General features: G+C 38.7%; 12 protein-coding genes. 11 read left to right on the top strand and 1 reads right to left on the bottom strand.

What is annotated here, in order from left to right; all coding sequences use genetic code 11:
• Positions 1-10 precede the first annotated feature (10 nt).
• The 4 genes from CD33_RS11510 (at position 11) to CD33_RS11495 (ending at position 5344) form a co-directional block, all read left to right on the top strand.
• The gene (locus CD33_RS11510) at positions 11-1984 is read left to right on the top strand and encodes a DHH family phosphoesterase (protein ID WP_036200944.1); all 1974 of its coding nucleotides are present in this window, start codon (positions 11-13) and stop codon (positions 1982-1984) included.
• Positions 1981-2427, top strand: a complete 447-nt coding sequence (rplI, locus tag CD33_RS11505) for a 50S ribosomal protein L9 (RefSeq protein ID WP_036200943.1) — start codon at positions 1981-1983, stop codon at positions 2425-2427. Before CD33_RS11510 ends, rplI begins: the two co-directional genes overlap by 4 nt.
• Positions 2428-2439: 12 nt before the next feature.
• A complete protein-coding gene (dnaB, locus tag CD33_RS11500) occupies positions 2440-3801 on the top strand; it encodes a replicative DNA helicase (protein WP_036200941.1) in 1362 nt (453 codons plus the stop codon).
• Positions 3802-4057: 256 nt separating this feature from the next.
• The gene (locus CD33_RS11495) at positions 4058-5344 is read left to right on the top strand and encodes an adenylosuccinate synthase (protein WP_036200939.1); all 1287 of its coding nucleotides are present in this window, start codon (positions 4058-4060) and stop codon (positions 5342-5344) included.
• 85 nt (positions 5345-5429) lie between these two features.
• Here CD33_RS11495 and CD33_RS11490 read toward each other — a convergent pair whose 3' ends face one another.
• Positions 5430-6269: a YitT family protein gene (locus CD33_RS11490; RefSeq protein ID WP_235863316.1), complete on the bottom strand. Its 840-nt coding sequence runs from the start codon at positions 6267-6269 to the stop codon at positions 5430-5432.
• Between the two features lie 501 nt (positions 6270-6770).
• On the opposite strand from CD33_RS11490, the gene CD33_RS11485 reads away from it, so the two are divergent.
• The 7 genes from CD33_RS11485 to CD33_RS11455 all read left to right on the top strand — a co-directional run bounded on the left by CD33_RS11485 (position 6771) and on the right by CD33_RS11455 (position 15657).
• Positions 6771-8249 (top strand): M23 family metallopeptidase, encoded by a 1479-nt coding sequence (locus CD33_RS11485; protein ID WP_036200936.1) that lies wholly within the window; start codon positions 6771-6773, stop codon positions 8247-8249.
• A 474-nt stretch (positions 8250-8723) separates the two neighbouring features.
• Positions 8724-9437, top strand: coding sequence for a response regulator YycF (yycF, locus tag CD33_RS11480; protein WP_036200934.1), 714 nt, complete (start codon positions 8724-8726; stop codon positions 9435-9437).
• Positions 9438-9442: 5 nt separating this feature from the next.
• Complete coding sequence (gene walK, locus CD33_RS11475; RefSeq protein ID WP_036200933.1) at positions 9443-11269, top strand: cell wall metabolism sensor histidine kinase WalK; 1827 nt, start codon at positions 9443-9445, stop codon at positions 11267-11269.
• Positions 11266-12570, top strand: coding sequence for a YycH family regulatory protein (locus CD33_RS11470; protein ID WP_176400079.1), 1305 nt, complete (start codon positions 11266-11268; stop codon positions 12568-12570). Before walK ends, CD33_RS11470 begins: the two co-directional genes overlap by 4 nt.
• Positions 12557-13441, top strand: a complete 885-nt coding sequence (locus tag CD33_RS11465; RefSeq protein WP_084591330.1) for a two-component system regulatory protein YycI — start codon at positions 12557-12559, stop codon at positions 13439-13441. Before CD33_RS11470 ends, CD33_RS11465 begins: the two co-directional genes overlap by 14 nt.
• Positions 13442-13445: 4 nt before the next feature.
• Positions 13446-14234 (top strand): MBL fold metallo-hydrolase, encoded by a 789-nt coding sequence (locus CD33_RS11460; RefSeq protein WP_036200931.1) that lies wholly within the window; start codon positions 13446-13448, stop codon positions 14232-14234.
• 130 nt (positions 14235-14364) lie between these two features.
• The gene (locus CD33_RS11455) at positions 14365-15657 is read left to right on the top strand and encodes a S1C family serine protease (protein ID WP_036200929.1); all 1293 of its coding nucleotides are present in this window, start codon (positions 14365-14367) and stop codon (positions 15655-15657) included.
• Positions 15658-15785: the final 128 nt, after the last annotated feature.

The raw sequence follows: 15785 nt of genomic DNA, 5'->3' as shown, positions 1-15785 counted from the left end.
AGCTGATAAAATGGATACCTATAGGAAGCGAATGATTCGACATCCGCTTATGTATCTAACGATGATTGGCTTACTAGGTGCCATCCTACTGACCATTTGGAATATTTGGTTAGGCATTGCCTATGCAGTAGTCACATCCATCGGGTTAGTATATGCATGGAGAATTGAAAAAATCACCTTCTCACAAACTGAAAAACATATTGAATCACTGTCGTTCCGCATGAAAAAAGTAGGTTCCGAAGCTTTGTTGGAAATGCCGATCGGAATTTTACTTGTAAATGATAAGTTTGATATTGAATGGGCAAACCCCTATATGTCCGAAATTTTGGAGGAAGATTCATTAATCGGTCTGGAAATGTTCGATCTTTCAGATGAACTATACAGCCTGATTAAATCAGAAGAGAAGCGTGAACAAACCGTTACAATTAATGAACGTAAATATAAAGTGGTCTATAAGCAGGAAGAAAAGCTCCTTTATTTCTTTGATGTGACAGAGCAAGTAAATATTGAGTCCAAATACTTTGCAGATCGTACCGTTATAGCAATTTTATTTATAGATAATTATGATGAGATCACCCAAGGGATGGATGACCAGTCAAGAAGTTTAACGAATACGGTGGTTACATCTATTATTAACGACTGGGCTTTTGAACATGGCATATTTGCCAAAAGAATCTCATCCGATCGGTTTTTGGCGGTCTTAAATGAGTCGATTTTGGAAGAATTGGAGAAGAGGAAATTCTCCATTTTAGATGATATCCGTGAAAAGACAGCCCAAAAAAATCTCTCGCTTACACTAAGCATTGGTGTCGGTGCAGGCTCCTCCTCCCTCATTAAATTAGGCGAATTAGCCCAATCCAGTCTTGATTTAGTGTTGGGTCGAGGCGGTGACCAGGTCGCCATCAAACAGCCAAGCGGCAAGTTGAAGTTCTATGGCGGAAAGACAAATCCGGTTGAGAAACGTACGAGAGTAAGGGCACGGGTCATTTCCCATGCATTACAGGATTTGGTTATCGAGAGCGACCAGGTATTTATCATGGGTCACAAAAACCCTGATATGGATGCAATCGGGGCGGCAATCGGTGTTCGTAAGATGGCTCAAAAAAATCAAGTGAAAGGCTATGTGGTAGTCAACTTCGAAGAACTGAATGGCAGTGTCAGCAGATTAATGAATGAGATTGAAATAAATACGGATCTCTACCGTTACTTTATTTCACCGGAAGAAGCTCTTTCCATGATGACCGATAAATCTTTAGTCATTGTAGTAGATACACATAAACCAAGCCTAGTGATGGATCCACGTCTATTAAAACGATCAGACAAGGTCGTGGTAATTGACCACCATCGACGCGGTGAAGAATTTATCCAGAACCCGACACTTGTTTATATGGAGCCATACGCCTCCTCTACAGCAGAACTGATCACGGAGTTACTCGAGTATCAGCCGGAAAATGAAAAGTTGACTAAGCTAGAAGCAACTTCCTTGTTATCCGGAATCATCGTAGATACGAAAAGCTTCACTTTAAGAACAGGGGCACGTACTTTTGAAGCGGCATCATACTTAAGAACATACGGGGCGGATACAATCCTTGTTCAACAATTATTAAAAGAAGATATCGATACGTACATTATACGTTCAAAAATCATACAAACGGTTGAATTTGTATACCCTGGCATTGCAGTCGCCAGAGGTGAAGATGATAAAAAGTACGACTCGGTTTTAATCGCACAAACAGCTGATATTTTATTGACGATGAAGGATGTAACAGCCTCCTTTGTCATTGCCCATCGTCCAGACGGTTTAATAGGCATTAGTGCACGATCATTGGGTGACATCAATGTTCAGGTAATTATGGAGAACCTAGGCGGCGGAGGGCATTTAACAAATGCAGCTTGTCAAATCGATGCAGAGACTATAGAAGAAGTTATGAGTCGTTTAACAAAAGCAATATTGGAAACACTTGAAGGGAGTAATGGAGAATGAAAGTAGTATTTCTGAAAGATGTTAAAGGTAAAGGAAAAAAAGGCGAAGTTAAAAATGTGGCAGATGGTTATGCACAAAACTTCCTAATAAAAAATGGCTATGCTGTGGAAGCATCCAACCAAGCATTAAGTCAACTGCAAGGGCAAAAGAAGTTAGAAGAAAAAAATGCAGCAGCCGAGCTACAAGCGGCAAAGGATTTAAAAGAACATATTGAAAAATTGGAAGTTGAAATTAAAGCAAAATCAGGTGAAGGCGGCAGATTGTTCGGTTCAATCTCAACAAAGCAAATTGCTTCAAGCCTAGAAAAAGCACATGGCATCAAAATCGATAAACGTAAGATGGACTGCGACGGTATCCGTTCTTTGGGATATACGAATGTTCCTGTTAAATTACATCAAGAAGTAAAAGCAACTTTAAAAGTACATGTAGTTGAAGAGGCTTAAGGAGAGATGTCTATGAACGATTCCGTTATGGACCGCGTTCCACCGCATAACCATGAAGCAGAACAATCGGTTATTGGTGCGATATTTCTTGAACCACAAAGCTTAATAACAGCATCCGAAATTTTAATACCGGACGATTTTTATCGAATTGCCCATAAAAAAATCTTCCAAACCATGCTGGATTTAAGTGATCAAGGAAATGCGATAGATGTTGTCACTGTTACAGAAGAACTTTCGGTTCGAAAAGAACTTGAAGACGTTGGTGGTCTTTCTTACTTAACCGAATTAGCGAATGCTGTCCCAACAGCTGCCAATATTGCTTATTATGCAAAGATTGTTGAAGAAAAGGCACTTTTACGCCGACTAATCCGTGTAGCAACCAAAATTGCAGAAGATGGTTATACACGGGAAGATGAAGTGGAGGCACTTTTATCAGAAGCGGAAAAGAAAATGATGGAAGTCGCGAACCGCAAGAATGCCGGTGACTTCAAACACGTTAAGGAAGTGCTTGTTCAAACCTATGACAATATTGAACAACTTCAATTTAGAGATGGCGATGTAACGGGTATTCCGACAGGATTTAATGATTTAGATCATATGACAGCAGGCTTCCAGCGCAATGATCTAATTATTGTAGCAGCTCGTCCATCTGTAGGTAAAACAGCCTTTGCCCTGAATATCGCACAAAATGTGGCGATTAAAGCACGTGAAAATGTAGCAATCTTCTCTCTGGAGATGGGAGCAGAACAACTCGTTATGCGTTTGTTATGTGCAGAAGGCAATATTGATGCACAAGCTTTGCGTACAGGTGCTTTGACTTCTGATGACTGGAGTAAATTAACGATGGCAATGGGAAGTTTATCAAATTCGGGCATATTTATCGATGATACACCTGGTCTCCGCATCAACGAAATTCGTGCCAAATGCCGCCGTCTTGCACAGGAACATGGTTTAGGGATGATCCTGATCGATTACTTGCAGTTAATCCAAGGGAGCGGGCGAAGTGGCGAAAACCGTCAACAAGAGGTATCCGAAATCTCGCGTTCATTGAAAGCACTAGCCCGTGAATTGAAAGTACCGGTTATCGCCTTATCTCAGTTATCCCGTGGTGTTGAGCAACGTCAAGATAAACGGCCGATGATGAGTGATATCCGTGAATCGGGAAGTATCGAGCAAGATGCTGATATAGTCGCATTCTTATATCGTGATGATTATTATGATAAAGAAAGTGAAAGCAAAAATATGATTGAAATCATTATAGCAAAACAGCGTAATGGTCCTACCGGTACGGTAACGTTGGCATTTAAAAAGGAATTCAATAAGTTTATCAATATTGACTGGTCGCAGCACCCGATGCCGGCTAATGCAGGGTAGCAATATTGATTTCAGAACACGAACAATGATTAATAGTAACTAATCATTTGTTCGTGTTTTTTCTTATCCTCCATTGACTTCCACTGGTAATCACTGTACAATTAAAGCTGTTTGGTATAGTGAAACGATTAATGAGTAAGTATAAACAAATAAGTTATAGAGATTACAATGGTACGAGTTGTTCATATTAATTAATAGGATGTTTACCTTATGAATGAGAATAATAAACGTACTTGAGACTAGCGGAGGTGCTGATATGACATCAGTTGTAGTTGTAGGAACACAGTGGGGAGACGAAGGTAAAGGGAAAATTACCGATTTCCTATCTAAAAAGGCAGATATAATTGCTCGTTTTTCAGGTGGCGATAACGCAGGTCATACAATCAAAATTGGCGATGAAACATATAAGTTGCATTTAATTCCATCAGGTATTTTTTATAAAGAAAAATCTTCAGTAATGGGTAATGGGATGGTCATCAACCCAAAATCTCTTGTGTCTGAATTAAAAGGTTTGCAAGAACGAGGGATTGATACGTCAAACTTGCGTATCTCCAATCGTGCTCAAGTGATACTTCCTTATCACATCTATCAAGATAAAGTGGATGAAGCATCTCGTGGAGATAATAAAATCGGTACGACGTGCAAAGGAATCGGCCCATGCTACCAAGATAAAATTGCCCGTATGGGAATCCGTATTGCGGACTTACTTGAACGTGAAGTGTTTGAACAAAAACTACGTGAGAATCTAGAAAAGAAAAACCGCCTTTTCGAAAAATTCTACGAAGTGGAAGGCCTAAAATTTGAAGATATTTTTGAAGAATTTTATGGATATGGACAAGAACTTGCAAAATACGTAACAGATACTTCTAAAGTGTTAAATGATGTATTGGATGAAGGTGGCCGTGTTCTATTTGAAGGAGCGCAGGGCGTTATGTTGGACGTCGATCATGGAACTTATCCATATGTTACATCTTCCAATCCTGTTGCAGGTGGCGTTACAACGGGTACCGGTATTGGACCATCCCATGTCTCTCGCGTGGTTGGTGTATGTAAAGCTTATACTTCCCGCGTAGGTGACGGCCCATTCCCGACAGAACTATTCGATGAAGTAGGGCAGCAAATCCGTGAAGTGGGCCGTGAATATGGAACGACAACAGGCCGTCCCCGCCGTGTAGGTTGGTTTGACTCTGTAGTGGTCCGTCACTCTCGCCGTGTAAGCGGGATTACTGACTTAGCATTGAATTCAATCGATGTATTATCAGGGCTTGAAACAGTTAAAATTTGTACGGCATACGAATATAATGGTGAAACGATCACTGAATATCCAGCTAGCTTACACGTATTAGAGGCATGTAAACCAGTTTATGAAGAACTGCCAGGTTGGGAAGAAGATATTACTAGTGTTCGCACTTTAGAAGAACTTCCAGAAAATGCACGTAAATACGTAGAGCGCGTAGTGGAACTAACTGGAATCAATTTAATGACATTCTCAGTAGGACCAGCACGCGAACAGACGAACATAGTTAATCCAATTTGGGATTAATACCTTTCAATTTGCTTTGAAACTTGCGACATAACAATAAAAAAAACTACTAGTGGTTATTAAGGACCAATTAGTAGTTTTTTTTCTAGTGAATGGCCTTCTTCTTGAAGCGGCCACCCTTCACTTCGCTAATATTCCCGATAGCCAAAAAGGCTTGTGTATCAATTGTTCGTACAATTTCTTTCATTTTTGACTCCTCTAGCCGAGTGATGATGCAGAAAATAACTTTTTTATTGTTCCCCGTATAGGCACCTTCTCCATGAAGATAGGTTACGCCACGGCCTAGCCGCGCCATAATAGCCTGGCCGATTTCCTCAATTTCCTCGCTTATGATGTAAACAGATTTTGACTCTTCCATACCTAGCACGACAATATCAATAACCTTTGATGCGATAAAATAGGCGATGACAGAATACATCGCTTGTTCCCATGTGAAAACAAAACCGGCAATGGCAAATATGGCAAGATTAATAATTAGAATAATCTCCCCCACTGAAAAGGGAAGTTTTTTATTCGATAAGATGGCCATCACTTCAGTACCATCCAGACAACCTCCATACCGGATCACTAATCCAACGCCCACGCCCAACAAAATACCGCCAAAGACGGTAGCTAAGAGTAAATCTGATGTAAATGGCTGTATATGATGCATAACCACGGTTGCCACGGATAGGATTGTAATGCCAAGCAGGGACATGAAAGCAAAGGTTTTACCGATTTGTTTATAGCCTATGTAGATAAAAGGTATGTTAATGACGAAGATGAATACCCCAGTAGGAATTCCAGTTAGATGGGATAAAATAATGGATATTCCGACGATACCTCCATCCATTACTGTATTGGGCACTAAAAATAACTCGAGTCCTACAGCAAAGATTAGAGCCCCAATGATCGTCATCACAATACGTAATATTTTTGTACCCATACTTACCTTATTAATTTCGGAAGCGTGAATGGCTTTCTTGGTATACATTAATTCCCCCCAATCTCTCTTATAAGTGTATTAATTTGAAATCGATAAAATTAGAAATCATGATACTAAAATCAATGAGAATATTTACCTAATTTGCTTAGGCCGAATAGTGAGCGTTTAATCGAGGAGATCAAGGAATTGCGAAAGTCTAGAACAATATAATTATACTGAAAATTACAAACAATATAAACAAAGAGCAAAAAATTATGATAAATATAAAAGTATTTTATGGTAAAGATAGAAAAAGACTAAAAATATCTTATTGATAGAAAGTTAGTGTATTGAGCCAGTTCTATTTACACTCTTTGTAACAGTCAATATTCAAATAATACATTTTCATTACAAAGGACTCAAATGGTTTAATAGAAAAAAAGATTATGGTACATTAAAAAAGTGAAAATTTCACATGGAAAATAACCCATTGAGTGGGTGATCTTTGGAAGGGGCTTTATCATGAGTTCGAAATGGAACATCAACGGAGACTTTACAAAGAAACAAACTATAAGTCTTAAATCAGGTAAAACTAATTTTTTTAAGAAAGCAGTTATAACTACTTTTTTAATTACAGCAATTAGTACTAGCCATACATTTGCGAATGAAACAAGTGCAAATACATTTGAAAAAATATACCACATTTATCTAGGGGATACATATATAGGAGCAGTCTCAAATGAAGAAACTGTTACCGAGATAGTTGAAACAAAAGTACAAAAAGCAAAAGAAGTATATACAGACTACAACATAGATGACCAATCGAATGTTACGATCATTCCGGAACAAGTGTTTTCATATGAAACGGACGATGCTCATACGATTGAAAAGCTAGAAGAAAATATGATTGTTAAAGCAGAAAGCTATGCCTTACAAATTGGCGGGCAACCAGTAGTTTATCTAAAGGATCAAGCTGATTATGAAAAGACGATCCGTTTGTTGAAACTTCAATATGTGACTGAAGCGGAATTGCAACAATATGAATCTAATGCTACTGCAGAAACACTACCCGCTTTAAAAGCAGATGAAACACGGATTAAAGAAATTAAACTGGTAGAAGATATCTCGGGTGTTGAAACGAAAACGGATCCAGCACAAATATTAACACCAACCAAAGCTGTCGATTACTTAAAAACAGGTTCTCTTGAAAGGGAAAAATATGCGGTGCAACCAGGAGATGTACTTGGGTCGATCGCAAGTGCCCATAATCTTTCTACCGCTCAAGTTTTGGAATTAAACCCAGGCTTAACAGAGGACTCTATACTGCAAATAGGCCAAGAAATAAATGTTACTGTTGAAAAACCACTAGTAAATGTTCAAATCTTGAAAGAAAAAAATACGTTAGCCGAAATCCCTTTTGAAAAAATCGTGGAGGAAGACGAGACAATGTTCAAAGGTGAAACGGTTGTTAAGCAAGAAGGATCTAAAGGGAAAAAAGAAGTATCTTATGTAATATCCCAAGTAAATGGTGCTGTTGTTGATAAGACGGTTACAAATGAAACGGTTTTAACTGAACCTGTTGACAGCATTACTATTGAAGGAACTAAAGTTATTTCTTCCCGCGGTACCGGCAATTTTGCATGGCCGGCAGTTGGTGGATATATTTCAAGCCAGATGGGTTCACGGTGGGGAAGCTACCATCGAGGAATCGATATAGCTCGCCCTTCCAGCTATGAGATCAAAGCTTCCGATAATGGTGTTGTCACTGCTACAGGTTGGGATGGGACATATGGTCAAAAAATTGTCATTAACCATAACAATGGCTATGAAACGGTGTATGCACATCTCTCAGAAATACATGTAAGTGTAGGACAAGTGGTGCCTCAAGGTGCTGTTATCGGGATTATGGGATCGACTGGCCGATCTACCGGTACACATTTACACTTTGAAATACACGAAAATGGAGCACTCGTTAATCCATTATCATATGTGAATCACTAAAGTATGAAAGGCAGTCCAATTTTACAAGGGCTGTCTTTTTCTATTTAAAGGATGTGAGTAAACATTAATCATCCACGGTTGCTATATATATGGCCATTCAAAAATTGATTTGTAAAACATTATGTTGGTGGCAATCTTTCAAAAATACAAATGACTAAATTTGTCGAAATATTTCCCAGAAAATAAATAAATGAATCCGATTGAGGAAAGAAAACAACCTATTTAGATAATACTGATTAATAGATTAACGGTTTCTAATACTTATTGAAGGTGTTTATTTGGTATAATAGCGATATGCATTAATTTTAGATGCTATTTGTAGAAAGTGATTTAGGCAGTTGTTTATGTGATTCATGAATAATTCCATTTGATAGTTATAATGAGCTTGCACAAGCATGCCCATTAATATGTGATAAATTTTGAACTTATTTAACGAACGATAGATAGATTGGTAATGAAGAGGAGAGAGATAGGATGACAACAAAGACAATATTAGTTTGTGATGATGAAAAGCCGATTGCAGACATTTTGCAATTCAACTTAGTAAAAGAAGGGTACCAGGTAATCTGTGCCTATGATGGTGATGAAGCATTGGAGAAAGTTGAAGAATCTCAACCAGATTTAATGTTGCTGGATATTATGCTGCCAAAGCGTGACGGAATGGAAGTTTGTCGAGAGATTCGCAAAAAGTATGATTTCCCCATCATCATGCTGACAGCAAAGGGATCCGAAATTGATAAAGTATTAGGATTGGAAATGGGTGCGGATGATTACGTAACGAAACCGTTCAGTACGCGTGAGCTGATCGCCCGTGTAAAAGCGAATATGCGCCGTTTAAAAGTGTCAAATCAAGCTGAAGAAGTTAAAGAAGAAACAAATGATATTACAGTAGGTACTTTAATTATTCAACCAGATGCCTATCTAGTTTTAAAACGTGGGGAAACAATTGAACTAACGCACCGCGAATTTGAATTGTTGCATTATTTGGCAAAGCACATTGGGCAAGTAATGACACGTGAGCATTTACTTCAAACAGTCTGGGGCTATGATTATTTCGGAGATGTTCGAACAGTGGATGTGACAATTCGCCGTTTGCGTGAAAAAATCGAAGATAATCCAAGTCATCCAAACTGGATTGTAACGCGTCGCGGAGTAGGTTATTATTTGCGGAACCCTGAACAGGAGTAATTTAAATGCACAAAGTGAGCTTTTTTAAATCGATTCACGTAAAAATTGTCCTCATCTATGTATTGCTCATTGTTATTGCTTTACAAATTATCGGAATTTACTTTTCTTCAAAGTTAGAAGAGAGTTTAAAAGAAAACTTTAAAGAGTCCATAACTCAACGAATCGACCTCGTTCAATATAGCATTCGAGAAGAATTGGTAAAGGAACGGGTTGAAAACACACCAACCTTGCAAGAGAGCTTAAGCCTTATATTATTGGAATTTGCCACCGAAGATATCAATGAAATCTTAATTATTGATAATAATAAGGTTCTCGCTACCGCCGATCCGGACAACCAATCCATCGTTGGGCAGCGATTTAATAATGATACAGTGACAAGGGCCATTTCCTCTGAGGACTATTACGAGAATATTGCTTTGGAATCCGGAAGACGAGTATGGGTTCTAGCGGCTCCTATCAAAGATAATGTAGGGCCAAATGGCAAAGTAATAGGTGCACTTTATATCAAGTCTGATATTGAAAGTGTTTTCGAACAAATGAAAGATATCAACCAAATATTTGCGATTGGTATCGCTATGTCTCTTACGATTACTGTTATTCTCGGGATATTATTTGCCAAGACCATCACCAAGCCTATTTTAGATATGCGCAGACAGGCACAGGCAATGTCTCGTGGTAATTATTCAAGAAAGGTTCGAGTTTATGGAGACGATGAAATTGGTCAACTTGCCATAGCCTTCAACCATTTAACAAATCGGTTACAGGAGGCGCAATCGACTACCGAAGCAGAGAGAAGAAAACTCGCATCGGTTTTAAGTAATATGACGGACGGCGTGATTGCGACTGATCGGAAGGGGAAAGTCATTCTGATCAATGACCCTGCACTTAACTTTTTAAATGTTACACGTGAAACCACGTTAAGCCGTCCAATAGCTTCGGTTTTGGGGTTGGATCAAGACTACAGCTTTGAGGATTTGATTCATATGAAGGAATCCATCAATTTAGATTACAGTACACAGGATAAGCCGTTTATATTAAGAGCGAATTTTTCCGTTATCCAGAAGGAAACCGGTTTTGTTAACGGATTAATAACGGTTATTCATGATATAACGGAGCAAGAGAAGATAGATATGGAAAGAAGAGAGTTTGTAGCAAATGTATCCCATGAATTGCGCACCCCGCTGACAACCATGAGAAGCTATCTGGAAGCACTGGCGGATGGGGCATGGAGAGATGAAAATATCGCTCCTACTTTTTTAAATGTTACGCAAACCGAAACCGAGCGTATGATCCGTCTTGTGAATGATTTATTAAATCTATCGAAAATGGATAGTCGAGATTATAAGATTAATAAGGAATTTGTAGAATTCAATAAATTCTTTAATCGAATTATCGACCGGTTTGAAATGTCCAAATCACAAAATGTGAAGTTTAATCGATATATCCCGGATACTTCCTATTTTGTCGAGGTGGATACGGACAAGCTGACACAAGTAATAGATAACATCATTTCAAATGCTTTGAAATATTCCCCTGATGGCGGGAATATCCGATTCGGTTTTACCGTGCAGGAAAACATGCTGAAAGTTATGGTTTCTGACGACGGCATGGGTATTCCAAAAGAAAATGTAAACAAGATCTTTGACCGTTTCTATCGCGTGGATCGTGCAAGATCGCGTGCCATGGGAGGCACAGGACTAGGTCTTGCGATTGCAAAAGAAATGATTGAAGCACATGGCGGAAAAATATGGGCGGAAAGTGAGGAAGGAGTAGGGACAACGATATTCTTCACATTGCCATTTGAGTTGGATGAGGCAGGTGATTGGGAGTGAAACATGTAGAACAAATTAAATCGTTTGTCCTGTTTCTTCTCGTCATTTTAAGTCTTATACTAACATTTTCAATTTGGACTTATACGCCGAATTATGAAAATATAGAGGATTCAGCCGTTAAGCAAATTAAGCTCGGGGATGAGAAGGAAATACAAGAGGTATTAAAACCGTATCGTATTTTGTCTTATGAAAACGGGAACTTTTCAGGAACGGTCTCAACTTCTGCTGTTAGAAATGTCATGGAAGCCATTGCAGGGTTGAATGCAACCGAATTGATGTATATGCAAAGTAATTTATCGGAAGAAGAGATTAATAGCAAGATTCATTCAGAAAATCAAATGACACTTTTCTTCCCGGCCGAAATACCGATTGATACATTTCGATCCGTGCTCAAATTCACTCAAAGTGATCTTCATAAAATTACATTTAGTCATATTTTGATTGATTGGAGCAATTTAAAGCAGAATCAGGGAAGAACTTTGGAATTATCCTTTATTAGCAAGGAAAAACAAACACTTGCCACAACAGTAGTGGCGATTAGTGAAGAACAGTTTCACTCTACTTTTATAAAGGCTACTCAAAAATTCGTGCCATACGAAGAAATAGAGAGACCTAATGAGCTTTCTATATATGTACCATCCAATCCGGTTGATCTAGTTCAATACACGTACTATATTGACGAGATCTCCTCGGAAAAGTTTAAAAACGTCTTATTTAAAGATACAAATTTAGTCCGGAAGAATATCGAGAGCAATACCTATACGGATGGAATGGCTATGATGACTTCTGATTCCAGAACCAAAACAATCAGCTATGTATATGCCCCCCCATCCGAAAGAATTGTGGAAATCGAACAATCCGAGCTTATCCAAGATAGCTACGACTTTATTAATCAGCATGGCGGCTTAACTGGAGACTACAGATATAGCTACAGTAATGTTGGAAACCGTATTATCGAATATCAATTATTCCTGCAAGGTTTGCCTGTCTTCAGCAGTAATACATCAACTCGAATAACGGTGACGTGGGGAGACAATCAGGTTTTCAAATATACTAGACCATATTATTTATTTGGCGTGTCGGAATCTAGCACCCATCAATTACCGTCAGGTCCAGAAGTAATTGAAACACTTGAAACGCTAAAGAATATTGATGATTTGGTTCTGGGCTATAATTTAACACCAGACCCGCAAAAGCCAAAAGTTTATTCCCTTGAACCTAGATGGTTTGTCATTCGAGATGGTAGTTCGATACCCTTAACCAATATATCAGTAGGAGGGGTCCAGTATGGATTGGAGTAAATCGAAATCTATATTCATCGTCGTATTTTTGATTTTAGATGTCTTTTTATTCTCGCTGTATTTAAACCGCCATACTGAAACGCAGCAAGTTCAGAAAGAAACATTGGGAGAAAAAAATATCGAAGCGCGTCTAAAGGATGATAATATATCGTATGGGGTATTACCAACAAATATTGAAAAAGCTGCCTATATTTCAGGAAAAGCAAAGAACTTTGAGGATGAGGATCTTAAACTTGGAAACGCCGAAGATATTTTCATAGATAAAAATAAATTGACTGTCACTTTAAAAGAACCCTTTGAAATCAAAAATATAGATGAAGCAACATCCTATAATGAATTTTTAAAACTAAATGTTTATAATGGTGCTTCTTATACTTTGTGGCAAATTGATAAAGCGAACAAAACGGCGACTTTCTTCCAGACTGCGAATTCAAGGACACTCTATTATATTAGAAATGGTCTAGTGAGAGTTCATTGGAATGATCAGAACGAAATCATAGAATACGAGCAAACTCTTTTGGAAGATCTCGAATCCTTCCAGGAAGAAAAAGTACTGACAACACCGTTGAATGCAATTCAAATGCTTTATAATAAAGGGCTGTTAGCACCAAACTCCACGATAACCAAAGTGAATTTAGGATATTCAACGTTAGTGCAGTTAACACAAGTCTTTGTGCCAACTTGGGAAATACGAGTCAAAACGGAAACCGGTGAAGAAAAAGAATACTTTGTTAATGCTGTTGAAGGTGTGGTACTGGATTTGACGTTGGATACATCGATGGTAGAAGAAGTTGAAGAGGCCGTAGAAGATGCCATGACAAATGATAAAGAAATAGATCTAGAGGCAGAAATAGAAAAAAGTAGGGAGTAATCGTATGCGATTTAGTGTTTTAGCGAGTGGAAGTACTGGAAACGCTGTCTATGTGGAAAACGATGAACATGCATTTCTAGTTGATGCCGGTTTAACCGGCAAAAAAATGGAGCAGCTGTTTGCTAAAATTGATCGTGATATGAAAAAATTATCAGGAATTTTAGTAACGCACGAACATAGCGATCATATTAAAGGGCTAGGTGTTGTGGCGCGGAAATATAATGTCCCGATATATGCGAACGAAAAGACTTGGCAAGCGATGGAAGGTCATATCGGAAACATCCCATTGGAACAAAAGTTTGTTTTTAATATGGAGACTGTACAATCCTTTGGATCTTTGAATATCGAATCTTTTGCAGTATCTCATGATGCCGTCGACCCAATGTTTTATGTGTTCCATGAAAATGGGCGCAAGCTGGTTTTAATTACAGACACCGGCTATGTTAGTGATCGGATGAAAGGGATTATAAGAGGTGCTGATTCCTTTGTATTTGAAAGCAATCATGATATCGGCATGCTTCAAATGGGGCGGTATCCTTGGTCTGTCAAACGTCGAATCTTAAGTGATGTTGGACATGTTTCAAATGAAGATGCAGCAGTTGCTATGAGTGAAGTGGTCTTTGAGAAGCCCACTCAAATATATTTATCCCATTTGAGCAAAGATAATAATATGAAAGATTTAGCCCGCATGAGTGTAACACAAACATTGCAATCTTGTGGTATTATTGCTGGCGAGTATGTGAATATCCACGATACAGACGCGGAAGAACCAACTTTGCTAGTAACAGTTTAACAGTAAGAAGATATGACAAAACAACCCTTTGTCATATCTTCTTTTTTAATTTTGTTTTATTTCATTTTCATGTAATTTTAATGTTCGGATTGTATCATAATGACAACAAGTGAATGAAAGGATGAAATAGATGAGCTACTATAATGAAGATGAAATTAACAATAAGCAAGAACAAAATGAACATGTAAATTCTTACTCACCACTCCAGGAGCGATTAAGACGTGAGCAGGAAGAGGAAAATAAACGCCGCTCCAAAAAGGGGAATGGCAACAAAGCGGGTTATTTTTTTAGTGGGCTTGCCGGTGTCATTATCGGTGCCCTATTAATATGGCTATTAGTGCCGTCATTGTCGAATCAGCTCCCTAGTTCCAGTCACTCAACAAATTCAAATAATGGCACAGCATCAACAGTTACACAAACTGCAACCGAAGTAACAACCGATATTACAACAGCTGTTGAATCGGTGTCTGAAGCAGTGGTGGGAATTACAAATATGCAGGAGGTAAGTGATTTCTGGAACCAACAAGCCACGACAGCTGAAGCGGGCAGCGGGTCGGGTGTGATTTATAAAGTCGATAATGATCTTGCCTATGTCATTACAAACTACCATGTAGTGGAAGGTGCGAAACAGCTGGAAGTTACACTAGCAGATGGAACAAAGGAAGAGGCAAAATTAGTTGGGAGCGATATTTGGACAGATTTAGCTGTTGTCTCTATTAGTGCGGAAAATGTTAAAACAGTCGCAAAGTTTGGGGATTCGGAAGTACTGAAACAAGGTGAAACAGTCATTGCAATAGGGAATCCTCTTGGATTGGATTTCTATGGTTCTGTGACAACCGGTGTTATTTCAGGTACTGACCGCTCTGTACCGGTTGACTTAAATGCGGACGGTACAGAAGACTGGGAAGTGGAAGTGCTGCAAACAGACGCCGCCATTAATCCTGGGAACAGCGGCGGGGCATTAATTAACATTGCGGGCGAATTAGTCGGTATCAACTCCATGAAGATTGCCCAAGATACGATTGAAGGCTTAGGCTTCTCGATTCCAATTAATACGGTAATTCCCATTATCGAGGAGTTGGAAAGCAATGGGGAAGTAAAACGCCCAACGATGGGAATCGGTTTATTGGATTTAACAGATGTCCCAGCATTCTACCAACAACAACAATTACGTTTGCCAGAGGAAGTAACAACTGGTGTTGTCGTGTCAGAAGTTGTGGCAGGTTCAGCCGCTGGGAATGCTGGAGTGGAACAATATGACGTTATTGTAGAAATGGGCGGAAAGAAAGTAGAAAATGCCATTGACTTGCGTCAATATTTATATAATGAAACAGATATTGGGGAAACGATAACAATCAAAGTGTATCGCCAAGGCAAGTTAGTGGAGCTAAAATTGACGCTAACCGAAGGAACAACTGTATAATCGGGTTAATGAATATTAAAAATGTGGATAACTTTTAGCAAAATATGCACAGTGAGTAGTGGAAGAAAGTCCTTTTCTTTCCTACTCTTTTTTTGTCTGTTACAATAGTTTGTGGATAACATAGAATA

The organism is Ureibacillus sinduriensis BLB-1 = JCM 15800 (genome assembly GCF_000772955.1).
Taxonomy (GTDB): Bacteria; Bacillota; Bacilli; order Bacillales_A; family Planococcaceae; genus Ureibacillus; species Ureibacillus sinduriensis.
This window is presented reverse-complemented; position numbering and strand designations above follow the sequence as displayed.

Bases quoted from the DNA above. Each gene is read 5' to 3' on its own strand.
- CD33_RS11510 (WP_036200944.1), top strand. From the start codon at position 11: ATGGATACCTATAGGAAGCGAATGATTCGACATCCGCTTATGTATCTA.
- rplI (WP_036200943.1), top strand. From the start codon at position 1,981: ATGAAAGTAGTATTTCTGAAAGATGTTAAAGGTAAAGGAAAAAAAGGC.
- dnaB (WP_036200941.1), top strand. From the start codon at position 2,440: ATGAACGATTCCGTTATGGACCGCGTTCCACCGCATAACCATGAAGCA.
- CD33_RS11495 (WP_036200939.1), top strand. From the start codon at position 4,058: ATGACATCAGTTGTAGTTGTAGGAACACAGTGGGGAGACGAAGGTAAA.
- CD33_RS11490 (WP_235863316.1), bottom strand. From the start codon at position 6,269: ATGGGTACAAAAATATTACGTATTGTGATGACGATCATTGGGGCTCTA.
- CD33_RS11485 (WP_036200936.1), top strand. From the start codon at position 6,771: ATGAGTTCGAAATGGAACATCAACGGAGACTTTACAAAGAAACAAACT.
- yycF (WP_036200934.1), top strand. From the start codon at position 8,724: ATGACAACAAAGACAATATTAGTTTGTGATGATGAAAAGCCGATTGCA.
- walK (WP_036200933.1), top strand. From the start codon at position 9,443: ATGCACAAAGTGAGCTTTTTTAAATCGATTCACGTAAAAATTGTCCTC.
- CD33_RS11465 (WP_084591330.1), top strand. From the start codon at position 12,557: ATGGATTGGAGTAAATCGAAATCTATATTCATCGTCGTATTTTTGATT.
- CD33_RS11460 (WP_036200931.1), top strand. From the start codon at position 13,446: ATGCGATTTAGTGTTTTAGCGAGTGGAAGTACTGGAAACGCTGTCTAT.
- CD33_RS11455 (WP_036200929.1), top strand. From the start codon at position 14,365: ATGAGCTACTATAATGAAGATGAAATTAACAATAAGCAAGAACAAAAT.